The 22,367-nt window shown below is 66.8% G+C and carries 23 protein-coding genes; 12 read left to right on the top strand and 11 right to left on the bottom strand.

All coding sequences use genetic code 11. The features are described 5' to 3' along the window. The first annotated feature begins 86 nt into the window (after positions 1-86). Positions 87-455, top strand: coding sequence for a VOC family protein (locus ACE3T2_RS14750; RefSeq protein ID WP_374658660.1), 369 nt, complete (start codon positions 87-89; stop codon positions 453-455). Here the strand turns inward: ACE3T2_RS14750 and scpA are convergent. Both scpA and ACE3T2_RS14740 read right to left on the bottom strand, forming a co-directional pair. Beyond that, on the bottom strand, positions 452-2,602 hold the full coding sequence (gene scpA, locus ACE3T2_RS14745) for a methylmalonyl-CoA mutase (RefSeq protein ID WP_374658658.1): 2,151 nt from the start codon (positions 2,600-2,602) through the stop codon (positions 452-454). The genes ACE3T2_RS14750 and scpA overlap by 4 nt on opposite strands. After that, positions 2,599-4,026, bottom strand: a complete 1,428-nt coding sequence (locus tag ACE3T2_RS14740) for a methylmalonyl-CoA mutase family protein (RefSeq protein ID WP_374658656.1) — start codon at positions 4,024-4,026, stop codon at positions 2,599-2,601. The genes scpA and ACE3T2_RS14740 overlap by 4 nt, the downstream gene beginning before the upstream one ends. Before the next feature lie 126 nt (positions 4,027-4,152). On the opposite strand from ACE3T2_RS14740, the gene ACE3T2_RS14735 reads away from it, so the two are divergent. Beyond that, on the top strand, positions 4,153-5,160 hold the full coding sequence (locus ACE3T2_RS14735; RefSeq protein ID WP_374658654.1) for an NAD(P)H-dependent flavin oxidoreductase: 1,008 nt from the start codon (positions 4,153-4,155) through the stop codon (positions 5,158-5,160). A 68-nt stretch (positions 5,161-5,228) separates the two neighbouring features. On the opposite strand, the gene ACE3T2_RS14730 is transcribed toward ACE3T2_RS14735, so the two are convergent. Next, positions 5,229-6,062 (bottom strand): flagellin, encoded by an 834-nt coding sequence (locus ACE3T2_RS14730; RefSeq protein ID WP_374658652.1) that lies wholly within the window; start codon positions 6,060-6,062, stop codon positions 5,229-5,231. Positions 6,063-6,426: 364 nt separating this feature from the next. Between ACE3T2_RS14730 and ACE3T2_RS14725 the strand changes: the two genes are divergently transcribed. Continuing rightward, positions 6,427-7,782 carry a dicarboxylate/amino acid:cation symporter gene (locus ACE3T2_RS14725; protein WP_374658650.1) on the top strand — a complete coding sequence of 452 codons (1,356 nt, stop codon included), beginning with the start codon at positions 6,427-6,429 and terminating at the stop codon, positions 7,780-7,782. Positions 7,783-7,851: 69 nt separating this feature from the next. Next, positions 7,852-9,231, top strand: coding sequence for a sensor histidine kinase (locus ACE3T2_RS14720; RefSeq protein ID WP_374658648.1), 1,380 nt, complete (start codon positions 7,852-7,854; stop codon positions 9,229-9,231). Here the strand turns inward: ACE3T2_RS14720 and ACE3T2_RS14715 are convergent. From ACE3T2_RS14715 to ACE3T2_RS14705, 3 genes are all read right to left on the bottom strand, one after another. Then, positions 9,228-9,653, bottom strand: a complete 426-nt coding sequence (locus ACE3T2_RS14715; protein ID WP_374658646.1) for an OsmC family protein — start codon at positions 9,651-9,653, stop codon at positions 9,228-9,230. The two genes, ACE3T2_RS14720 and ACE3T2_RS14715, sit on opposite strands and share 4 nt — an antisense overlap. Before the next feature lie 65 nt (positions 9,654-9,718). Continuing rightward, positions 9,719-11,149: an MFS transporter gene (locus ACE3T2_RS14710; RefSeq protein ID WP_374658644.1), complete on the bottom strand. Its 1,431-nt coding sequence runs from the start codon at positions 11,147-11,149 to the stop codon at positions 9,719-9,721. Next, complete coding sequence (locus tag ACE3T2_RS14705) at positions 11,146-11,583, bottom strand: MarR family winged helix-turn-helix transcriptional regulator (RefSeq protein ID WP_374658642.1); 438 nt, start codon at positions 11,581-11,583, stop codon at positions 11,146-11,148. The genes ACE3T2_RS14710 and ACE3T2_RS14705 overlap by 4 nt, the downstream gene beginning before the upstream one ends. A gap of 127 nt (positions 11,584-11,710) precedes the next feature. Between ACE3T2_RS14705 and ACE3T2_RS14700 the strand changes: the two genes are divergently transcribed. Beyond that, on the top strand, positions 11,711-11,902 hold the full coding sequence (locus ACE3T2_RS14700; RefSeq protein WP_374658640.1) for a hypothetical protein: 192 nt from the start codon (positions 11,711-11,713) through the stop codon (positions 11,900-11,902). Positions 11,903-12,367: 465 nt separating this feature from the next. Here the strand turns inward: ACE3T2_RS14700 and ACE3T2_RS14695 are convergent, their stop codons facing one another. Next, positions 12,368-13,012 (bottom strand): S24 family peptidase, encoded by a 645-nt coding sequence (locus tag ACE3T2_RS14695; protein ID WP_374658638.1) that lies wholly within the window; start codon positions 13,010-13,012, stop codon positions 12,368-12,370. 163 nt (positions 13,013-13,175) lie between these two features. On the opposite strand from ACE3T2_RS14695, the gene ACE3T2_RS14690 reads away from it, so the two are divergent. The 3 genes from ACE3T2_RS14690 to ACE3T2_RS14680 are packed head-to-tail and all read left to right on the top strand — an operon-like array spanning position 13,176 to position 14,201. After that, positions 13,176-13,406, top strand: coding sequence for a hypothetical protein (locus ACE3T2_RS14690; protein WP_374658636.1), 231 nt, complete (start codon positions 13,176-13,178; stop codon positions 13,404-13,406). Beyond that, entirely contained in the window at positions 13,403-13,594 is a 192-nt protein-coding gene (locus ACE3T2_RS14685; protein WP_374658634.1) for a hypothetical protein, read from the top strand. Before ACE3T2_RS14690 ends, ACE3T2_RS14685 begins: the two co-directional genes overlap by 4 nt. A gap of 28 nt (positions 13,595-13,622) precedes the next feature. Beyond that, complete coding sequence (locus ACE3T2_RS14680; RefSeq protein ID WP_374658632.1) at positions 13,623-14,201, top strand: hypothetical protein; 579 nt, start codon at positions 13,623-13,625, stop codon at positions 14,199-14,201. 47 nt (positions 14,202-14,248) lie between these two features. Here the strand turns inward: ACE3T2_RS14680 and ACE3T2_RS14675 are convergent, their stop codons facing one another. Then, the gene (locus ACE3T2_RS14675) at positions 14,249-14,518 is read right to left on the bottom strand and encodes a DUF2239 family protein (protein WP_374658630.1); all 270 of its coding nucleotides are present in this window, start codon (positions 14,516-14,518) and stop codon (positions 14,249-14,251) included. A gap of 173 nt (positions 14,519-14,691) precedes the next feature. Between ACE3T2_RS14675 and ACE3T2_RS14670 the strand changes: the two genes are divergently transcribed. Then, positions 14,692-16,569 (top strand): M1 family metallopeptidase, encoded by a 1,878-nt coding sequence (locus tag ACE3T2_RS14670; protein ID WP_374658628.1) that lies wholly within the window; start codon positions 14,692-14,694, stop codon positions 16,567-16,569. Between the two features lie 6 nt (positions 16,570-16,575). Here the strand turns inward: ACE3T2_RS14670 and ACE3T2_RS14665 are convergent, their stop codons facing one another. Further along, complete coding sequence (locus ACE3T2_RS14665) at positions 16,576-17,130, bottom strand: HutD family protein (protein WP_374658626.1); 555 nt, start codon at positions 17,128-17,130, stop codon at positions 16,576-16,578. Then, positions 17,130-18,782 carry a urocanate hydratase gene (gene hutU, locus ACE3T2_RS14660; protein ID WP_374658624.1) on the bottom strand — a complete coding sequence of 551 codons (1,653 nt, stop codon included), beginning with the start codon at positions 18,780-18,782 and terminating at the stop codon, positions 17,130-17,132. Before hutU ends, ACE3T2_RS14665 begins: the two co-directional genes overlap by 1 nt. On the opposite strand from hutU, the gene ACE3T2_RS14655 reads away from it, so the two are divergent. Genes ACE3T2_RS14655 through ACE3T2_RS14645 form a run of 3 tightly spaced genes read left to right on the top strand, consistent with a single transcriptional unit; the run spans position 18,687 to position 21,076 of the window. Beyond that, a complete protein-coding gene (locus ACE3T2_RS14655; protein ID WP_374658622.1) occupies positions 18,687-19,475 on the top strand; it encodes an amidohydrolase family protein in 789 nt (262 codons plus the stop codon). The genes hutU and ACE3T2_RS14655 overlap by 96 nt on opposite strands. Continuing rightward, positions 19,472-20,203: a histidine utilization repressor gene (gene hutC, locus ACE3T2_RS14650; RefSeq protein WP_374658620.1), complete on the top strand. Its 732-nt coding sequence runs from the start codon at positions 19,472-19,474 to the stop codon at positions 20,201-20,203. Before ACE3T2_RS14655 ends, hutC begins: the two co-directional genes overlap by 4 nt. A gap of 33 nt (positions 20,204-20,236) precedes the next feature. Next, positions 20,237-21,076: a hypothetical protein gene (locus ACE3T2_RS14645; protein WP_374658618.1), complete on the top strand. Its 840-nt coding sequence runs from the start codon at positions 20,237-20,239 to the stop codon at positions 21,074-21,076. 90 nt (positions 21,077-21,166) lie between these two features. Here ACE3T2_RS14645 and ACE3T2_RS14640 read toward each other — a convergent pair whose 3' ends face one another. After that, positions 21,167-22,348, bottom strand: a complete 1,182-nt coding sequence (locus ACE3T2_RS14640) for a Ca2+-dependent phosphoinositide-specific phospholipase C (RefSeq protein WP_374658616.1) — start codon at positions 22,346-22,348, stop codon at positions 21,167-21,169. Positions 22,349-22,367 lie beyond the last annotated feature (19 nt).

Here is a 22,367-nt window from a genome sequence, read left to right as displayed (position 1 = left end):
ACGGTAAGTATGAACTTACGAGCGAGTCAAGGGCTGACCTGCCTGGCGCGGCTGATAGTCTCTCGCGTGAAATCACGGAGGAACCGATGTTCAAGTACGTGAAGTTCTCGGGCCTGCCGGTCAGCGACCAGGATCGCGCCGTGGCCTTCTACCGCGACGTCCTTGGCCTGACTCTGGACACCGACCAGCAGTATGGCGGCGACTGGCGCTGGATCGAGTTCGCGGTCCCGGGCTCGCCGACCCGCATTCTGTTCGAGAAGCGCGCGAACCAAGCGCCCGGCGAACAGCCGGCCCTGGTGCTGGTGGTCGAGGACGTCGATGCGGCCTTCGCGGCGCTGACCGCCAAGGGCGTGGTGTTCGACCAGGAACCGACCGCCGCCTCCTGGGCGCCCAAGGAACGCTACGCGCTGCTGTGGGACAGCGAGCGCAACCTGGTCATGCTCCGGTCGGGCTAGGCCTTTTCCAGCTGGGCGTATCCCATCTGCTCGTTCAGGCGGTCCATGACCTCGATCGCCGCCTCCGGCACCACCGTTCCGGGGGTGAAGATGGCGGCCACGCCTGCGTCGCGCAGGGCCTGGAAGTCTTCGGGCGGTATGACCCCGCCAACGACCACCAGAATGTCGGGGCGGCCCAGCCTGGCCAGCTCGTCCTTCAGTTCCGGGACCAGGGTCAGGTGGCCGGCGGCCAGGGAACTGGCGCCCACCACGTGCGCGCCCTCGGCCACCGCCTGGGCGGCGGCCTCGGCCGGAGTCTGGAACAGGTTGCCGATGTCGACGTCGAAGCCGAGGTCGGCGAAGCCCGACGCGATCACCTTCTGGCCGCGATCGTGGCCGTCCTGGCCCATCTTGGCGATCATGACGCGCGGCTTGCGTCCGTCGGCCTGGCGGAAGGCCTCGGTCATGGCCTTGGCGCGGTCTGCCTGGGGCGTGGCGCCGGCCTCGCGCAGATATACTCCGGTGACGGCGGAGGCCTCGGCGGCGTGGCGGCCGAACACCTTTTCCAGCGCCAGGCTGATCTCGCCCACGGTCGCCTTGGCCCTGGCGGCGTTGACTGAAAGCTCCAGGAGGTTGCCGGTCCCGGCTGCGCCTTGGGTCAGGGCGCTCAGCGCCGCCTCGACCGCGACCGGGTCGCGCTCGGCGCGCAGGCGGGCAAGCTTTTCCAGCTGGCGCTCGCGCACCGCCGAGTTGTCGACCTTCAGGACCGGGATCTCATCGGCCGTAGCCGGCTTGTAGCGGTTGACGCCGACGACGCTCTGGCGGCCGGAATCGATGCGCGCCTGGGTGCGGGCGCTGGCTTCCTCGATGCGGCGCTTGGGCAGGCCGTCCTCGATCGCCTTGGCCATGCCGCCCAGGGCCTCGACCTCGGCGATGTGCGTAAGCGCGCGGGCGGCGAGGTCGGCGGTCAAGCGCTCGACATAATAGGACCCGCCCCAGGGATCGATCACCCGGGTCTGGCCGCTTTCGAGCTGGAGGAAGAGCTGGGTATTGCGGGCGATGCGGGCCGAGAAGTCGGTCGGCAGGGCCAGGGCCTCGTCCAGCGAGTTGGTGTGCAGGCTCTGGGTCTGGCCGCCGGTCGCGGCGATCGCCTCGATCAGGGTGCGCGGCACGTTGTTGTAGACGTCGTGGGCGGCGAGGCTCCAACCGCTGGTCTGGGTGTGGGCGCGCAAGCTGAGCGAGCGAGAGTCCTTCGGGTCGAACTCGTCCTTCATCAGCTTGGCCCAGAGCAGGCGGCCCGCGCGCTGCTTGGCGATTTCCATGAACGCGTTCATGCCGGCGTTCCAGAAGAACGACAGGCGCGGAGCGAACTGGTCCACGCTCATGCCCGCGGCGACGCCGGCGCGGACATACTCGACGCCGTCGGCCAGGGTGTAGGCCAGTTCCAGGTCGAGTGTCGCGCCCGCCTCCTGGATGTGATAGCCGCTGATCGAGATCGAATTGAACTTCGGCATTTCGCACGAAGTATATGAAAAGATGTCAGAAATTATCCGCATCGAGGGTGCTGGCGGATAGATGTAGGTGTTCCGGACCAGGAACTCCTTGAGGATGTCGTTCTGGATCGTGCCCGACAGCTTCTCGTGCGGCACGCCCTGTTCCTCGGCCGCCACGATGTAGAGAGCCAGGATCGGCAGCACCGCGCCGTTCATGGTCATCGACACGCTCATCTTGTCGAGCGGGATGCCGTCGAACAGCGTACGCATGTCGAGGATGGAGTCGATGGCGACCCCGGCCATGCCGACGTCGCCCTTCACCCGTGGGTGGTCGCTGTCGTAGCCGCGGTGGGTGGCCAGGTCGAAGGCGACCGACAGGCCCATCTGACCGGCCGCCAGGTTGCGGCGGTAGAAGGCGTTGGAATCCTCGGCCGTGGAGAAGCCCGCATACTGACGGATGGTCCACGGATTGGTCAGGTACATGGTCGGATAGGGACCGCGCACGAAAGGCGCCAGACCCGGATAGCCGGTGTTCAGCCCCTCGATGTCGGCCGGGCCGTAGGACGGCTTTACGGCGACGCCTTCCGGGGTCTCCCACGCGTCGCCGCTTGCAAGCGCTCTGCGCGCGCCTTCACCGTCGAAGGGCAGGGTGGAGAAATCGGGGAACTGGCTCATCGGGCGGTCTCATGCGGCGCGGCGAGACGGATGGAACTGAGCGGCGGGCAGCGCCCGTCGGGTCCCGGCAGGCGTACGGACGGCGGTTCGGCGCGGCGGGGCGCGGGCTGCTCGACCTCGACCGGCGCGTCCTGAGTGGGCGGGAAGGCGGTGACGCCGACGATCTTTGACGGGCCGGCCGCTTCGCGCGCGGCCTTCGCCTGCTCGACGCCCGCCGCGATCAGGCCCGTGGTCAGAGCCGCGACGATGCCGCCGGCGGCCTCGATGGCCTGGAACTGCGCCCATGCGGCGCGGGCCATTTCGTCGGTCAGAGCCTCGACATAGCCCGAGCCCGCGGCGGGATCTGCGACGCGGCCGAGGTGGGCTTCCTCCATCAGCACGAACTGGGTGTTGCGGCTCTGGCGACGGGCGAATTCGGTCGGCAGGCCGATAGCGTCGGTGAAGGCGCCCAGCACCACCGAGTCGGCGCCGCCGACCGCGGCGCCGAAGGCCGCCGAGGTCAGACGCAGCATGTTGGTCCAGGGGTCTTGCACAGTCAGCATTCGCTGGGAACTGCGCGCCTCGATCCGCGCAGGGACCTCGATCCCGCAAGCCGAGGTCAGGCGCGCCCAGAGGACGCGTGCGGCGCGCAGCTTGGCGAGCGTCGCGAAATAATCGGCGTCGGCGGCTAGCCCAAGTTGGACGCCAGCGAAGGCCTCGCGCATCGGCAGGCCGGCGCGGACCAGGGCCTTTGCATAGGCGAGCGCGCTGGCCAGGGCGAAGGCCAGCTCTCCAGCCTCGCCGCCGCCGGCCTCGTGGACCACGCGGCCGCTGGCGAGGAAGAGCGTGGCCTTGGGGTAGGTCTCGCTCAGGCGCGCCCCGACCGTCGCGGCCGAGACGATGTGGCTCTCGATCGGCCCCGGGCTTTCGCCGGCCGTCGCAAACGCGCCGAGCGGGTCCAGATGAAACTGTAGCAGGGCCGAGGGCGAACTCTTGGCCGCCGCGCTCAGCCAGTCGGCGGCCTTTGGGCCGAGGAAGCCGGCGTCCAGCGCCACAACGGCAAGTTCAAGGAAGACGCCATCCAAAACCTGCCCAAGATCGGTCGCCGAGCCGATGGCGACGCCCGCTTCGCCGGACGGATCGAGGGTCACCAGGATCGATGCCGCACCGCCGTCCAGGTCGGCCAGCAGGTCGGCGCGGGCGCGCGCCGGGTCCGGATGGCGGACCGCCGCGCGCACATCCCAAGGACGCTCGGCGTCGTGCGGGCGCGGGGTGAAGGCTGCGGCTTGCCCGGCCTCATAGAGCGGCGCGATCGGCAGCCCCTCGACGGTGGTGCGCCTAAGGCTGTCGAAGGGCGCATCCTTCAGGGTCTTCTCGACGAGGGCCCGCCAGTCGGCGGCGGTCGCGGCGGGGGGAGGGCCGAAGGCGTTGGTAATGTCGGTCATCGCTCCGTCATTGGGACCTGTCCGCCCAGGGCGTCAAGTTCACGCCGGGTCACGGCTTGCACGACCCGGAGCTTTGTGTGTACGCTGTAAAAATTAGATCGACGCCATTCATAAGGACGAGCTTCCATGGCCTTGCCTCCCGTTCTCGCCGAGCGCCTGCGTATTCCCGTCATCGGTTCGCCGTTGTTCATCATTTCGGGGCCCGAGTTGGTCATCGCCCAGTGCAAGGCAGGGATCGTCGGGTCGTTCCCGGCGCTGAACGCGCGACCGGCCAGCCAGCTCGACGAATGGCTGGCCCAGATCACCGAGGAACTGGCTGACTGGGATCGCAAGAATCCGGACCGCCCGTCCGCGCCGTTCGCAATGAACCAGATCGTCCACAAGACTAACGACCGGCTCGAACACGACGTCGAAATGGCCGTGAAGTACAAGGTGCCGGTGACGATCACCTCGCTGGGCGCTCGCGAGGACGTCAACGCGGCCATCCATTCGTATGGCGGCGTGGTCCTGCACGACGTGATCAACGACAAGTTCGCCCGCAAGGCCATCGAGAAAGGGGCCGACGGCCTCATCCCGGTCGCCGCAGGCGCTGGCGGCCATGCCGGACACCTGTCGCCCTTCGCTCTGGTGCAGGAGCTACGCGAGTGGTTCGACGGCCCCATCGCGCTTTCCGGTTCGATCGCCAATGGCGCGGCGATCCTCGGCGCTCAGGCCATGGGCGCGGATCTGGCCTATATCGGCTCGGCCTTCATCGCCACGCAGGAAGCCAATGCGATGCAGGGCTATAAGGACATGATCGTCGCCTCGTCGGGCGAGGACATTGTCTATTCGAACCTGTTCACCGGCGTGCACGGCAACTATCTGCGCCCGTCGATCGAGGCGGCGGGGCTGGATCCGGACAATCTGCCGGTCTCTGATCCCTCGAAGATGAACTTCGGTTCGGGCGGGAACACCAAGGCCAAGGCCTGGAAGGACATCTGGGGCTGCGGCCAGGGCATCGGCGCGGTGAAGCACGTGCCGACCGCGGGCGAACTGGTCGACCGGCTCGCGGCGGAATACGAGACGGCGAAGGCCGAGCTTGCCCGTAAGACGGCCCTGACCCGTGGCAGCGCCCTGGCTATGGCCGCCGAGTAGCGCAAACGAAAACGGCGGGAAGGTTTCCCTTCCCGCCGTCAGCGATGAACTCGAAGAGTTCTTCAGGCCTATCGGAACAGTCCGAGCAGCGAGCTCGACGACTGGTTGGCGATGCTGAGGGCCTGGACGCCAAGCTGTTGCTTGGTTTGCAGGGCCTGCAGCTTCGCGCTTTCCTTGGCCAGGTCGGCGTCCACCAGGTTGCCGACGCCGGAGTCCAGGGTGTCCTGGAGCTTCATGACGTTGGTCATGTGGGTGTCGAGCGCCTTGGCGCCAGTGCCGAGCTTGGACAGGGCCGAGGAGACGTCCTGGATGGCGTCTTCCACCGCCTTCACGTCCGCCGAGCCGACGGCGCCCGTGAGGGTGGTCAGGGTGGCGGCGATCTTGGTGTTCGACTTCGACAGCACGACGTGGTCGATGTCGATGGTCGCGGTGGCGTCGGCATTGGCGATCGCCTTGATGCTCGAGCTGTTGGTGCCCAGCGACGAGATCAGGTTGACGCCGTCGAAGGTGGCGTTGTTGGCGATCGTGTTGATCTGATCGCGCAGCGACTTGTACTCGTCGCTCAAGGCCGCCTTGGAGGCGGTCGAGAGACCGGCTTCCGTGGCCGCCAGGACCTTTTCCTTCATCTGGACGAGGATGTCCGAGATGGCGGTGCCGGCCGACATGGCGACGTCAGCAACCGACTGGCCGCGTTGCAGCGACGAGACGACTGAATTGAGCGAGGCCGATTCCGCGCGCTGGTTCTGGGCGATGGCCCAGATAGCGCCGTTGTCCTTGGCGGTTGCGATCTTCAGGCCGGTGTTCACCCGGTTCTGAACGACGCCAAGGTCCTTGTTGGTCGAGTTGAGGTTTTGGAGCGCGATCATCGCGCCCTTGTTCGTGTTGACCGAATTCAGCGACATACACGTGGTTCCTTTTCTCAGGGACCGGCGTCATTTTGACTGCCGGAGGCGTTTTGCCTGTGAAGGTCCTGAGCAAGTCGCAGGCCAAAGGCGGCGCTTAAGGTTTAGCTGTTGATTACCATGCGAATTTTTCGAGAATCGTTGTTCTGCAAAGAGTCGCAAGTGGGCTGCTGGGCTGGGCCATGGTAAATTCTTGCCGAGCGCCCGCGGCAATAATTGCGCGGTGAGGCCGGCAAGAACTGCCTCGTCGGCCGGGCCTGGGGCCATTCCGCCTTCAGCTTTTCTAGGGGTAAAATCAGCTCAAACCGCTGGCGCGCGGGGCATGCGACGACCATGCTCGCGCCAATTCCAGTAGGAGCGTTTCATGGCGCAGGCGCGCAAGCGGGGCGGCTTATTCGCCTCTTTCGGTTTCCAGGTGATGGCGGGCATGGCTCTTGGGCTCGGCCTGGGCCTGCTGGCGCGCAATCTCGGCGTGGAGGACGGTCAGGCCGGCCACGGGCTCTCAGAAGCCCTCAGCCTGGCCGGCTCGACCTTTGTGCAGCTATTGAAAGTGCTGGTCCCGCCCCTGGTCTTCACAGCCATCGTCGCGAGCATCGCCAACCTGCGCCAACTACAGAACGCCGCCGCGCTGGTGTGGCGCACGCTGCTTTGGTTCGCGGTGACCGCTTTGATCGCGGTGAGCATCGGCATCGTACTGGGCTTGGTCCTGCAGCCGGGCGTCAACACCACCGTCGCGGCCGCGGCGGCCGAAACACCGCATACGAGCGGCTCCTGGCTGGACTTCCTGAAGGGGCTGATCCCTTCGAACATGCTCGGCTTAGCCGCTACGACCAAGCTGGTGGGCGGCGAGGCGACGACGTCGCTGTCATTCAACGTGCTGCAGATCGTGGTCATTTCGCTGGTCACCGGCGTCGCGGCTCTGAAAGCCGGCGCCGCGGCCGAGCCGTTCCTGGCGTTCAACGCCTCGGCCCTGGCGATCGTGCGCAAGATCCTCTGGTGGGTGATCCGCCTGACGCCCATCGGCACCATCGGTCTGTTCGGCAATGCCGTGGCCCACTACGGATGGGACGCTCTGGCCCAACTCGGCGCCTTCGCCCTGGCGATCTATATCGGCCTCGCCCTGGTCATGCTGGTCGTCTATCCGAGCCTGCTGCTCGCTCACGGTCTGAACCCGGTGAAGTTTTTCGCCGGCGTGTGGCCGGCGATCCAGCTAGGCTTCGTATCGAGATCGTCGATCGGCACCCTGCCGGTAACCCAAACCGTGACGGAATCGGCGCTCGGCGTGCCGCGCGCTTACGCCGCTTTCGCCGTGCCGCTGGGGTCGACGACCAAGATGGATGGGTGCGCGGCGATCTATCCGGCCGTGGCGGCGATCTTCGTGGCTCAGTTCTACAACGTGCCGCTGCAACTGACAGACTACTTGCTTATCGTCTTCGTCTCGGTGATCGGCTCGGCGGCGACGGCGGGCCTGACCGGTGCGGTGGTCATGCTGACCTTGACCCTGTCGACCCTCGGCCTGCCGCTCGAGGGCGTAGGATTGCTGCTGGCGATCGACCCGATCCTCGACATGGGGCGCACGGCGACCAACGTCACCGGACAGGCGCTAGTGCCGACCTTGGTCGCCAAGCAGCAGGGCATCCTCGACCTGACGGTCTACAACGCCGCATCAGGGGACCTGGAGGCCGAGGTCGAGGCCGACGCGGAGCGCACCGCCGCCTGAGGCGACGCGTCCTCTGTCCAGGCCGAAGCGGTCGGCCTAATATCGAGATCCATCCAGGGTGGAGGGTCCATGGCCGATGAAGAGCAGAAGCACCGCCGGCTAAGCGCCGGCGGCGGGGCGGCTCTGCTGAAGGCGATGTTCGACGTCTCGTCGGTGATGGCCGGCGTGGTCGAGCTGCTCGGCGACGACTATCGCTTCCTGATGGCCAACCGCGCGACCACAGACGTCTATGGCCAGCCGCCAGGCGGCCTGGATGGGCGTTCCGGCCAAGAAACCGGACTGCCCTCCCACGAGGTTCAGGGGCGGATGAAATTCCTCCAGGGCGTCCTGGAAGGGGGGCGCACGGAGACGTCGGAATACTGGTTCCGCTTTCCGGGCGGTCGCGAGGGCTGGTTCCTCGGCGCTTTCTCGCCGTTGCAGGGTGAGGCGTCGCAGGTGTCGTTCCTGATCATCGACGTCACCGAGAGCCGCAGCGCGCACATGGAGGCCGAGCGCCAGGGCGCGCGGCTGGGGCTGGCGCTGCGGGCGACCGACCTTGGACTCTGGGACTATGACATCAAGGCCGATCGGGTGGATTGGGACGCGCGCATGCGCCTGATGTTCGGGGTTCCGCTCGAAGGCGACATCGATTTCCAGACCTACGCCAACTCGATCCATCCGGACGACCTGCCGATCGTGCAGGCCGCCTACGGAGCGGCGATCGCCGGGGAAAACGAGGGCCACTATGTGGTCGAGCACCGCATCGCCTCGGCCGGGGCGAACGGGTCGGCGACCTGGGTGCGCGGCGCGGCCCGCGTGCTGTTCGACGCTGACGGACGCGCGACCCACGTGATCGGCACGGCGCAGGACATCTCCACCCAGGTCGCTGCCCGCGAGCGCCAGGACCTGCTGCTGGCCGAGCTGAACCACCGGGTGAAGAACAACCTGGCCGCGGTCCAGGCGATCGCGGCGCAGACCATGCGCGGGGCGGGCGACGACCCGTCGGCGTTCAAGGCCGCCTTCGACAGCCGCATCCAGTCGCTGGCCCGCGGACATGACCTGTTGACCCGCAACGCCTGGGAGGTCGCCGACCTCAAGGACGTGATCGCGGTGGCGCTGGAGCCTTTCTCGATCGAGCGGTTCGAGGTGAGCGGCGGCGGCGTGGCCGCGCCGCTGTCGCCGGAGATGGCCGTGAACCTGGTGATGGTGCTGAACGAACTGGCCACCAACGCGGCCAAGTACGGCGCGCTGTCGCAAGAAGGCACCGTCGCCATCGCCTGGGGCGTCGACGAGGGGCGTCTGACCCTGGTGTGGCGCGAACGAGGCGGCCCGCCAGTGGTGCGGCCCGCCCGGTCGGGTTTCGGCACCCGTCTGACTCTGTCGGCGCTGGCGGCCTATGGCGGCGTGGTCAAGCTCGACTTTCCGGCCGAAGGCGTGGAGTGCCGGATGACGGCGCCGCTCGCGACCTAGGTCTCCAGCGTCGCGTCCAGGGTGATCTGGGCGTTCAGCAGCTTGGATACCGGGCAGTTCTTTTCCGCCGCCTGGGCGAGCTCGTCGAATTTCGCCTGGTCAAGGGCGGGGACCTTCGCTCGCAGGGTGAGGGCAGAGCGGTCGATCTTGAAGCCTTCGCCGTCGGGTGACAGCGAGATCGCCGCCTCGGTCGCCAGCTCGTCGGCCGCGAGGCCCGCGCGCTGGATGAGAAAGGCGAGCTGCATGGTGAAGCAGCCGGCGTGAGCGGCGGCGATCAGTTCCTCGGGGTTCGTGCCAGGCTCGCTCTCGAACCGGGTCTTGAAACTGTAGGGCGTGCTGGAAAGCACGCCGGAGTCAGTGGTCAGGTCCCCGTCGCCGTCGCGACCGGTTCCACGCCAGAGGGCGCGCGCCTTGCGGATCATGAGGATAGGTCTCCTGCTGCAGATTCCCCGGGAACCTTATCCAACGCTTGTGACGATGGTTTGGATCATCGCACCGCGCGCCCGTTGAGCGCATCGCCGGCGTTTCGAGGCAGGGGAACGAAGAAGGCGAGCGAGATCAGCGTCATCAGGCCGATCACGACGAAGGCCGGCGTGACCGCCCCGGCGGTGAGATGGTCGTCGCCACGCGCGACCATGAAGGCGTGGATCAGGCCGGCGGCGAGGCCGATGCCGACCGACTGCACCAACTGCTGGACCATGGACGAGGTGGTCGAGGCGCGGCTCATTCGGTCCTGCTCGATATCGGCGAAGGCCAGGCCGTTGAGACTGGTGAAGTGCAGCGAGCGGAAGAAGCCGCCGATCGCCAGCACGGTCATGATCAGCCAGTGCGGCGTCGTGGGTTTGAAAAGGCCGTAGGCGACGAAGCTGATCGCCACGATGAAGGCGTTGGCGATCAGGACCGTGCGGAAGCCGAACCGGCGCAGGATCGGCGGGGCGGTGGTTTTCATGACCAGGGCGCCGGCGGCCGAGATGAAGGTCATCAGGCCGGCCTGCAGCGCGGACAGTCCAAAGCCCACCTGCAGCAGCATGGCGAGCATGAAGGGGCTGGCGCCCATGGCGATGCGCATGAAGGCGCCGCCGATCACCGAGGCCGAGAAGGTCTGCAGGCGGAAGACCGAAAGGTCGAGCACAGCATGCGGATTGCCGCGAGCGTGACGCCAGTAGAGGACGAGGGCGAAGGCTCCACCAAGGAAGAGGCCGGCGACGGCCGCGGGCGGCAACATCGAGCGGCCGACGTTCTCGAAGCCGAAGATCAGCGCCGCCAAGCCCACGCCGGTGAGGACTACGCCCTTCAGGTCGATCGGCGACACTTGCTGTTCGCGCACGTTGGGCACGTAGCGGAGGACCAGGGCGACGCCGACCGTCGCGACCGGGATGCTGAGGAAGAAGATCCAGCGCCAGTCGGCGAAGGTGACGATGGCGCCGCCGACGATGGGGCCGATCACGGGGCCGAGCAGGGCGGGCATCGTCATGACCGACATGGCGCCGACCAAGTCCTCCTTGGGCGTAGTGCGCAGCAGGACGAGGCGGCCGACGGGGGCCATCATCGCACCGGCCATGCCCTGGAATACGCGGGCGATGACGAGCTGGGTCAGGTCCTGGGCGAACCCGCAGGCCGCGGACGACAGGGCGAAGAGCACCATCGAGAGCACGAAGATGCGGCGGGCGCCAAACTTGTCCGCCACCCAGCCGCTGATCGGCAGGAAAACCGCCGAGGCCAGCAGGAACATGGTGATGGCGAGATTTAGCCGCAGCGGCGGCTCGCCCAAGGCGACGGCCATGGTCGGCAACGCGTTGGCGATCACCGTGGCGTTCATCGTCTGCATCAGCATGGCCGAGCCGATGATGGCGGGGATCAGCCAGCCGCGGCGGACGGCCGATGCGTCGGCCGGGACGGCGTCGTCGACGGGACTCATGGATCGAGGCTCAGCAGCTTGAGGAAGGCGGCCTGGGCCGCGGCCAAGTCAGCGCGCGAGCCTTGGTCCAGACGCGCCAGGCGGGCCGCGAGCCAGTCGTTGCGGCTCTGGCGGATGGCGGCCAGCTGGTCTTCCCCGGCCGCGGTGATCTGAAAGCCGGAGCGGCGCCCATCGGCCTCGTCATCGGCCCGAACGATCCAGCCGGCGGCCTCGAGCCGCTTGATATGACCGCTCATGCTTGGGCGAGACATGCGCTCGGCGCTCGCCAGTTCGGAGGCGCCGACGCCGGGCTTCTTGCGAATATGGCCGAGGATCAGAGCGTCGAGCGCAGACATGCCGACGCGCTGCGCCTCCTGGCGAAGGCGACGGGAGATCTGGAGCAGTGGCGCGCGGAGCGCCTCGGCCAGGGCGGCGGGGTCGGTGGGATCGGGCATCGCTTATAGTTAGGTTGTCTAACTATCTATATGGCGCGGCTGGTGCGTCGCGTCAATTGCACACGGTAAACGGGAACATCTCGTGTGTGGTCTCGTTTGGGAGGTAGGAGGAGACAGGAGTAAACCCATGAGCTTCAGTCACGAACTGCCTCGTCCCCAGATGAAGCAGCTGACCCATGAGGTGCGAGGCGCAACCCGACGCCTGTCGGCCGACCAGATGCTCGAACTGGCCGACGTGCTGCACGACGCCATACGCGAGCGACGCGAAGAGGAGCGATCGTGGCGGCCCTCGTCCAGGACCTTCGGGCGTCGTAACTAGCCGCCGAGGCGGCGGCGGGCGCTCCGCGCGCCCTGACGCAGGCGTGCGGCCTTCTCCCGGAGTTCGTCCAGAATGGCCGCCCGCCACGCGGCTGTCTCTCCGCGAGCCGCTCCCGCGCGGGCGCGGTCTGCGAGTTGGTAGGCCTCGCGGGCCGCCGCCTGGCATTCGGCGATGGCGGTAAGGAAAAGTCCGTCGGCGTCCTGCCGCCACGCCGACAGGCGAGCGTGGCGAGACCGGGCGCGCGCCTCTATCGCCGACTCTGAGGCCACAGGCCTCGGCTCCGAAGCCAGGCCAGACCAGCACACGCCCTGATGGCGTGCGGCGCTGCGTTGGGCGAGCGCGAGCAAAGCGGCTTCCGCACGGATCTCCGCCTGTCGGATTTGTTCGAGTTCGCCGGAGTTCATTCTGGAAATGTATATTATATACAGATTTCGGCCAAGCGAAACTGTATGAAAAGTGTGCGTCCTAGCCCTCGCTGATGATAATCCGGCGCGCCTGGAACGGGGGAATGATCGCGGTGATATGAGCGGCCCAACGCAGCCGGGCGTCGTGCCGGGTGGGGCCGGCTATGCTCTCGAGATCGTAGACGCCGGGGTGCGAGCCGCGCAGCAGGCGCTTGACCAGCACCTCGTCGGTGTCGGTCTCGACCACGACGATCTGGCCGAGCATGTCGGTGCTGGGCAAGGTGCGCTGATCTTCGAAGTAGATCAGGGCGCCGTCGTCGGCGAGCCCGCGCATAGAGTGACCGGATACCCTCAGCGCCACGGCTTTCTCCGTTCCGCCGGGCGGGATTGGGGTGAGCTCGCGGCCGTCCTGCCCAGTGGCCAGAAGGACATCGCCCTCGGGATTGGCCCCCACACGGCCGATGATTGGCACGAGGCCTGCGGCGGCGCTTGCCTGCATGGTTCCAGCGGCGTCGTAGAGCCATTCGGGCCGCACGCCGAAGGCGGCCGCATATTCCTTGGCGCGGCGATAGGAGAAGGCTGCATTGCCGTTCTCGTTCGAGGCGTAGGTGTTGCGATTCCAGCCGAAGGCGTCGGCCGCGGCGGCGGCCGTCTCGAATCCTTTCTGGGTGCGCGCCAGGCGCAGGCGTTGATAGCGCTCGTCCATTCCACGCTCACCCTACTGGCAAAAGTGTGTATTGAAAATACAGAATCTGCTTGCTCGTTCACTGTATGTTCCATACATTCGCCTCATGGGACACGAAACGCAGGTCAGGCGGCCCGCCACGGGCCAAGAATATGCAGCTCTACGTCAAACGGGGACGTCCCCCATGCGCGCACAGGTAGAGCTTGGACTCCAGGTTGGGGCGGCGCGGCGAATGGAGCGGGCCTTCCGCCTGAAGGCCGCTTCGGGGGCGGGGGACATCCAGCTTCCGAGGTTTGCGCGCCATGACGCGCATGTCGCCGCGGTGATGCGGCAAGGCGGGTTCTGCGCCTTTTCCGAACGGCGAGTGGGTAGGGACGGCGTGGCGATCAGCCTGCCGCTGATGTGGCCGAAATGAGCGCGGCGATCTCCGAGGTGGTGACGCGCGCACTGAAAACCCTGCCGCCGGAGCGGCGCGGTCCGTTCCTGCGGGACCTAATGGCGACGGCCGCGGCAGGATTGGCCGCGACCGAGGGAGAGCGCGTGGCCAGCGAGGCTGTCTACCGGCTCGCCGATGCGATGGTCGAACACGCCGCCGACGCCTGAGATTTTGGACGACACAAGGGAGCAAGTCATGAGCCGAGCGGCCTATTTGGCGCGCATGGAGCGAGAGCGCCTGGCCCGGTTGGAACAGCAGGGCAGGGCGCGTCGCCTCGCCCGCGAAGTCGCCGAAGGGGTGGCCGAGACGGTGGCCCTGTCGGCGGCGCGCGGCGCCGAATTCGACGCGCCCGAGCCCGCGCGGGGAGAGCGGCAACGGCCGTATCGCCGGCTGGCCGGCCTGGACTGGCTGGCGCGCAAGGGGCGTCTGAGCGCGGCGCAGAAGGCGGCTGGGGAGCGGTACGGCGAATGCTATCGCCGCGCGCGGGGCGAGATCGCCATCGGTTCCACCCTGGACATCAAGCCTGGCGGCGCGGCCGAGACGCCGCTGACTGCGATCATCGCCCGGGCCGAGGCCAACGCTCGGGCGCGGGACGCCCTGGCGCTGTTCCGCGCGCGGCTGTCGCGCCAGCCCACGCTGGTGGCGGCTTGCGACATGATCTGCGGAGAGGAGCTGACCCCGCGCGAAGCGGTGCAAGGGGGCGATCGGGAGACCTATCGGCTGGAGGCCGTGCTGGAGGTCGCGCTCGACATTCTGGCCAGTGAGCGGATCTAGATTGTTCCTGATTTGTTCTTGACTTTCCCCCGCGGATTTGGCATCATCTATGTCGGCAAGAGAGTCACCTCGCGGGCGGTCACGCCAAGCTTCGGGCGGCCGCGTTGCGGGGGCTGCGCCTTGGGCGCGATGCGCGCGAGGACATTTTCGATCTGCCCGCGAAGGTCCAACTCGACCTGACGGCCGTCATCGTCATTGAAAACGAGCAAAGGAGAGCGATCGGCGTCCCAGGCGGACTTTGCGGCCCGTGCGACCTCGGCCAGTTCGCCATGGGCGATCTGGTCATGGCCGACAAAGGCTGAATAGGTTGCGGACATGGACTCAGGCGATTTTCCGAGAGCCGTCCATATCGAGCGAACTTGCTATAGGGTCAATATTGTCCGGGCAAAAATCTCGTGATTTGCGGCAAGCGAAAGGTCTGATGCGCTGCTATTGAAGATGCGCCGGCGTGCGCTGGTGCTCGTGTTTTTCGAAAGCGGATTGGCCTCCCATGCGTGTTGCGTTTCGAACCCTTCTTCTTGCTTGCGCATTGAGCGTCGCTTCGGGTGAGGTCGTCCAAGCAAATGAGCGGGCGATTGCGCCCATCCTGACTACCGCCGAGGCGAAAGACGCCAAATCCTATGCGCAGCCGCTTCTCGCGCGGGTGACCCATGTCGATCTCGACCTCGACGTCGACTTCTCGACGAAGAAGCTGAGCGGCCTCGCGGTGATGGACGTGCAGGCCGCGCCCGGCGCAACGTCAATCGTCCTCGACAGCCTCGACCTGGACATCGCCTGGGTCAGGGACGACCAAGGCCGCGATCTGCAATGGTCACTGGGCGCGTCAGACCCGGAGCTTGGCGCGCCGCTGACCGTTAAGCTCGCCGGTGCGCGAAAGATCGTCGTTCGCTACGCCTCGCGTCCCGGCGCGCGTGCGCTGCAGTGGCTCGACCCGTCGCTGACGGCTGGCAAGCGCAAGCCTTATCTCTTCAGTCAGGGCCAGGACATCAACAACCGGAGCTGGGTACCGACCCAGGACAGTCCAGGTATTCGCCAAACTTGGTCGGCGAGGATTGTCGTGCCGGCCGACATGATCGCTGTGATGAGCGGTGAGCGCCTGACGCCGGCCGGCGAACCGGCCGGCGATGGCAAGCGCGCCTTCCGCTTCCGTATGGAGCACTCCGTGCCTCCGTACCTGATCGCGATCGCGGTGGGCGACATCGCCTATCGAGAATTGGGCCCGCGCACTGGCGTCTATACAGAGCCGGCGATGCTCGATCATGCGGCTTACGAACTGGCTGACACCGAGAAGATGGTGACCACGGCCGAGAAGCTCTACGGTCCCTATCGGTGGGGCCGCTACGACGTGCTGGTGCTGCCGCCATCCTTTCCCTTCGGCGGTATGGAAAACCCGACGCTGACCTTCTTGACGCCCACATTCATCACAGGCGACAGGGCGAACGTAGGTCTTGTGGCGCACGAGCTGGCGCACAGCTGGTCGGGCAACCTCGTCACCAACGCGACCTGGCCGGACGGGTGGCTAAACGAGGGTTTTACGACCTACTTCGAGAACCGCATCATGGAAGCCCTATACGGGGCCCCACGCGCTCAGATGGAGGCGGATCTCGACTGGGGCGACATGCAGTCGGAAATCGGTGAGGTGGGCGGTCCCACGTCAGATGCGACAAAGCTTTACGGAGAGACCGGGGGACAACTCGCCTATTTCAAGGGCGCAACCTTCCTGCGCACGATCGAGAAGACGGTCGGGCGTGAGCGATGGGATGCCTATCTCCGCTCCTACTTCGACCGCCACGCGTTCCAGCCGCAGACGACAGCGGGCTTCCTGAAGGATCTGCGCGGCAACCTGATCAAGGGCGACGCGGCGCTGGACGCGAAACTCGATCTCGATCGTTGGGCGTATGGGGTCGGCCTGCCGGCGAACGCCGTGCATGTGCAATCGTCCGCCCTGGCCCGCGTCGACACGCAGGTCGCCGCCTTCGCAGGCGGAGGTGCCGCTTCGCAGGTTTCCACCCGCGGCTGGACGACACAAGAGTGGCAGCGCTTCCTAAATGGGCTGCCGCGGCAGTTGTCGAAGGCGCAACTGGACGACCTTGACGCCACCCTCAAATTGTCGGGCTCCACCAACGCCTACATTCGGTCCGCCTGGCTGGAGCTAGCGATCGCCAATCGGTATGAGCCCGCTTTGCCGTCGCTGGAGACGTTCCTGACGACGATCGGACGAGGGCTGCTGATCCGGCCGCTCTATGCAGCGCTCATGAAGCAGGGCGATTGGGGGCGGCCGATTGCTCGCGCCCTGTTCGAGAAGTCGAAGGCCGCGTACCATCCGACGGTTGCGGCAAGCATCGAAAGGATGGTGTCAACGAGCTGACGCGAGTCAGGCCGCCGCCAGAGTGTCGAGCTCGATCAGGACGGCGGTCCCCCACACGAGTTGTAGCGTTTCACCGGGCGCGGCGCGCACGGCGTCCTCCGCCTGCAGGGTCTGTTCGCCCAGTTGGCAGTCGGTGGCGGCGACCAGTATCGTTACTGTCGCCTTGCTCGCGATGTGATCCGGCGCGTTTAGGCGACGGGCCCGGGCTTGCCATCTATGGCGACGGACCATCACGTTCAGATCCCTGATGGCGCCCGAGACCAGCTTGGCGCTGCATAACGAGTCGCCAGGAAATGCGAACGGCGGCGATGTGGTGTCTAGTGTCATCGGAATATGGCCGACGACGTCCAACGCCATTCCCTCGCCGGTGAGCACGATCAGGATACGGTCGATCTGGGGGAAGGTTGAGAACGGGCCGCCAGCGGCCACCTCGGCGATGCTAATCCGCCAATCGAAGGTATCGAGGCCTGCGCCAGTGGGGCTGGCAGCGAGTTCCCAGGTGACGCCCCCGCCGTTCTTCCAGGGGGCCGGCGCCCGGTCGGAGGCGCGTAGCAGGCGCATCAGTCGAGAATGCCCGGCAGGTCGAGCCCCTTCTCCCGCGCCACATTCAGGGCGATGTCGTATCCGGCGTCCGCGTGTCGCATCACGCCTGTCGCCGGATCGTTCCAGAGAACCCGCTCAATCCGCTTCGCCGCGGCTTCCGTGCCGTCGCAGACGATGACCATGCCGGCGTGCTGAGAAAAGCCCATGCCGACGCCGCCACCGTGGTGTAGGGAGACCCAGGTCGCACCGGAGGCGGTGTTGAGCAGTGCATTCAGTAGTGGCCAATCAGAGACCGCATCAGAGCCGTCGCGCATCGCCTCGGTCTCGCGGTTCGGCGATGCGACTGATCCGGAGTCGAGGTGATCGCGGCCGATCACGACGGGCGCCTTCAACTCGCCCCTGGCGACCATCTCGTTAAAGGCGAGGCCAAGGCGGTGGCGGTCGCCGAGGCCGACCCAGCAGATACGGGCCGGCAGGCCCTGGAATTTTATCTTCTGACCGGCCATGTCGAGCCAGTTGTGCAGATGGGCGTTGTCGGGGATCAGTTCCTTGACCTTGGCGTCGGTCTTGAAGATGTCTTCAGGATCGCCGGACAGGGCGGCCCAACGGAATGGGCCGATCCCGCGGCAGAAAAGCGGGCGGATGTATGCGGGCACGAAGCCCGGGAAGTCGAAGGCGTTCGAGACGCCTTCTTCCTTGGCCATCTGGCGAATGTTGTTGCCGTAGTCGACGGTCGGCACGCCGGCGGCCTGGAATTCGAGCATGGCCTGGACGTGTTCAGCCATCGACGCGCGGGCGGCCTCTTCCACTTGCTTGGGGTCCTGATCGCGCATCGCGTACCAACGCTCGAGACTCCAGCCCTTCGGCAGGTATCCGTTGACCGGGTCGTGGGCCGAGGTCTGGTCTGTCAGCAGATCGGGACGAACGCCGCGCTTGAAGAACTCCGGAAGCAGTTCAGCGGCGTTGCCGAGCAGGCCGACCGAGATCGGCGACTTTTCGCGGCAGGATTGCTCGATCCAGGCCAGGGCTTCGTCGATGTTGTCGGTGGAGCGGTCAAGATAGCCCGTGCGCAGGCGCATATCGATACTCGACGGCTGGCACTCGATAGCCAGGCAAGAGGCGCCGGCCATGACGGCCGCGAGTGGCTGTGCGCCGCCCATGCCGCCGAGGCCGGCAGTTAGCAGCCACTTGCCGGAGAGGTCGCCGCCATAGTGCTGGCGGCCCATCTCGACGAAGGTCTCGTAGGTACCCTGCACGATGCCCTGGGCGCCGATATAGATCCATGACCCGGCGGTCATCTGGCCGTACATGGCCAAGCCCTTGCGATCGAGTTCGTTGAAGTGGTCCCAGGTCGCCCAACGCGGCACCAGATTCGAGTTGGCGATCAACACGCGGGGCGCGTCTGCGTGGGTGCGGAACACGCCAACAGGTTTGCCCGACTGGACCAGCAGAGTCTGGTCGTCCTCAAGGCGGCGAAGGGTGTCGACGATCTTGTCGTAGCTCTCCCAGTCGCGGGCGGCGCGGCCGATCCCGCCATAGACGACGAGGTCCTCCGGCCGCTCGGCCACGTCGGGATGCAGGTTGTTCATCAGCATGCGCAGCGGCGCCTCGGCGTAGCGCCCCACAGCCTGCGCGCCGTGACCCCTCGGGAGTTGGCGGATTTGGTGCAACTCGCTGACGGTGCGCCGTTCCACATTCACATCGCCGAGCAGACCAAGGAGGTGGACGATTGCCTGGCTTGGTCGGGCGCGCGCCCGGTCGAGTGGCTGCAGGCTAATGCGCCGATTGGCCCGTCCTGGTGCGTGATCCATGCGACCCACATGACCCCGACCGAGACGCTGGCTCTCGCTGTCAGCGGAGCTGTGGCGGGTCTGTGTCCGATCACCGAGGCGAATCTCGGTGACGGGCTATTTCCGGCGTCGGAGTTCCTCGCCGCCGGAGGCCGCTTCGGGGTCGGCTCCGATTCCAACGTCCTGATCGATGCAGCCGAGGAGCTTAGGCTGCTGGAATACGGTCAGCGTCTTGCTGTGCGCAGCCGTAACGTCCTGGCGCGCCGGGCTGGCGGCTCAACCGGCGCGGATCTCTATCGCGCCGCGCTGATCGGCGGCGGCCAGGCGCTGGGTGCGGCTGCAGCGATCAAGGTCGGCGCGCCAGCCGACTTCGTCACCTTCGATCCGCAGCATCCGGTGGTCGTCGGGCGGCAGGGCGACGCAGTACTCGACAGCTTCGTGTTCGCCGGGCGGCGCGACATGATCGACTGCGTCTGGCGCAACGGCGCGAAGCTGGTCACAAACGGCGCGCACCATCGGAAAGCTGAGATCGTCGCCCGCTATCGACTGGTTCTTGAGAGAGTGCTGTCGTGAACAGGCCCATCAACGACCTCGAGACGCCGACCGCGCTGCACCAGCGCATCCGCACGGATATCGAGGCGAAGATCCTGTCGGGGGAATGGGGGCCCGGGCACCGCATCCCGTTCGAGCACGAACTGACAGAGCAGTACGGCTGCTCGCGCATGACGGTCAGCAAGGCGATCACCGCCTTGGCGGAGGCGGGGCTTATCGAGCGCCGCCGCCGAGCCGGTTCGTTCGTCGCGCGGCCGAGAGTGCATTCGGCGGTTCTCGACATTCCCGACCTGCGGTCGGAAATCGAAGGACGCGGCGAGGCCTATCGTTTCGATCTGATTTCCTGTGTCCGACGCGGCGCGCAGGGTGGGGACGAGGCCGAACTGGCTGGGGGGCGCACGCTCCTGGCCCTGCGCGGCGTGCATTTGGCCAACGGTCGTCCGCTGGCGCTTGAGGACCGCCTGATCAGTCTTCGCGCCGCGCCGGAGGCTGCGCGGATCGACTTCGCGGAAATCTCGCCGGGCGCCTGGCTGCTCGAACACATTCCCTGGACAGAGGCGGAAAATCGCATCAGCGCGGTCGCCGCCGATGCGGAGGCCGCCCGGTTGCTCGCGATCCCGGCCAAGACGGCCTGCCTGGCGGTCGAGCGCCGCACCTGGCGCTCGGGCGAGGGCGTCACGCGCGTGCGCCAATTGTTCCCTGGAGAGGCCTACGACCTCGTCGCGCGTTTCGGTCCGTCGCGAAGCTGAGGCAGGATTAGGCGACTCGAAGAGGAGACGCCTGTGCTGCGCGTAATCGACGCCTTGAGCGCCCCTGGCGCGGTCCTGAACGAGGACGCCTGGGGCGCCGTCGACGACGCCGTCTGGGTGCTGGACGGCGCGACGGGCGTCTGGCCTGAGCAGCGACTTTCCGCAGACTCCGACGCTGCATGGCTGGCCCGCGAAATCAGCCTGGCCATGGTGCAGACGCACGATCCCGACTCCGACGCGAGCGCAGTTCTGACCCGCGCCATTGGAGCTGTGGCCGAGAAGGCGAGCGGGCTCTGCGATCTCGACGCGATCCCCCCTTCCCATCTCCCGTCAGCCAGCTTCGTCGCCGCGCGGCGCGTAGAGCACGGGATCGAACTTTCCAACCTGGGCGATTGTGCGCTGCTGTGGCGCGCAGACGGCGGTTCTGCCGGCCGGTTCGGCAGTTCGGGAGTGACGAGGCTGGAGGCGGAGTTCACCGCCGCCCTGGCTGCGCATCGGGCGGTGGGCAAGACCCGCGCCCAGGCGCGAGACGCGGTGATGGATCTGCTGCGCGGCCAGCGTGCGCTGATGAACCATCCCGACGGCTATTGGATCGTCGACCTCTCCGGCGCGGGAGCACCGCACGTCCAGACCCTGCTGCTCGAGTTGCAGGTCAAGGGCGAGCTCCTGCTGATGTCGGACGGCTTCTATCGCCTGGTCGAGGTGTTCGGCCGTTATGACGATGACAGCCTGATGGATGCCGCGGCGTCCCGCGGCCTTTCGGACCTGATGGCGGAACTGCGCGAGATCGAACGCGGCGACCCGGACTGCGAGCGCTTTGATCGTGGCAAGACCCACGACGACGCCACCGGGGTGCTGCTTAAGGTCGGCTAGCGCGTCGCTTGTGGGCGCCATCGTCCTCGGGGATGGCGAACGGATGGCGCCCACGGACCGCCCAGCAGGGCGAGCCGGACGGTGACGGGACTATTTGCAGGCCCCGGCGTTGAGTGGATTGCAGCGGAAGCCGTCCTTGAACGGCCTCACCGCATAATCGTTGCCGAAGATGTTCGGCGCCCAGGGATAGTCGGTCGAGACGATCTGGGCGCCGCTGGCCAGCGTCGCCTCGCGGCGCGCAACATCGTTCTGCCGGGCCTCGTAAGTGTCGATGTCGGCGCGCGAGCGCACGATGCGGCCGCTCTTCACCAGCTCCTCGATCTTCGCCCGGTTGGTCAGGGCGTTGTCGACCATGGCGAAGGCCCCATGGGCCATGCCCGGCTCGCCCTGGACGAAGGCCATGCGGCCTTCGAGGTTCGGATGGTCGTCGAGATAGGGCTTGAACGCGGCGAGGTTCATCCCGGGAACGATCATCAGGAAGACGAACTTGCCTCGCGCCTGGCGCACGGTCGGCCAGGCGCCGGCCAGGGCCGCCTCTTCCAGGGTCGGGTGCTTGCCGCGGACGTCGTCGGGCGCGACGACCTTGTCGCGCCCGATGATCTCGCCGATGGAGGCGTCCAGTTCGGCAAAGGCCTTGGCGTCGAAGGGCAGGACTTGGGTCGCGTTCGGGACGACCGCGCCCAGCCCGCCGAACTTCGGCTCCAGCAGAACGAACAGCGGGGAGTGGCCCGGATTGGCGTCTGACCAGACGCGCATCTGCTGCAGGCACAGCCGGAATGTCGGGCAACTGCTGCGGAAGTCGACGTCGGCCATGTGCAGGGTCTTCAAGCCCGGCTCCTTCAGCGCCTCGGTATAGAGCGGCGCCAGGTCCTTGGCGCCCTTTTCCCGCAGCAGGCGGTAGGCGAGGGGATCGGAGAAGCGGCCGCCTTCATGATCGACGTTGAGATCGAACTCCAGGCTGCGCAGGCCCGCGCGCAACTGCATCTCGACCGGCGGATGCACGTATTCGAGGCCGGCCTTGAGATCGGCGGCCAGCGGGTTCGGATGCTCGTCGGCGAAGCGGGCGGCCATGGCCGGCGGCATCATTTTCGTCATGCCGTCCAGCATCGGCTTGAGCAGCGGGGTCATTACCGCGAACACCCGCGGGTCGGCCGGCTGGCTGTAGCTGTTGTGGGTGCCGACGACCTGGATCTGATTGATCTTCAGATCGTCATTCGCGGCCAGGGCGCTGGAGGCTGCGCCGGCGAAGGCGAGGGCGAGAAGGGCGGTCATGCGCAAGGTGTCCTCTCCC

Source organism: Phenylobacterium sp., from assembly GCF_041919955.1.
GTDB lineage: Bacteria > Pseudomonadota > Alphaproteobacteria > Caulobacterales > Caulobacteraceae > Phenylobacterium.
Note: the sequence above shows the minus strand (reverse complement) of the source record. Positions and strands in the feature narration are given on the sequence as shown.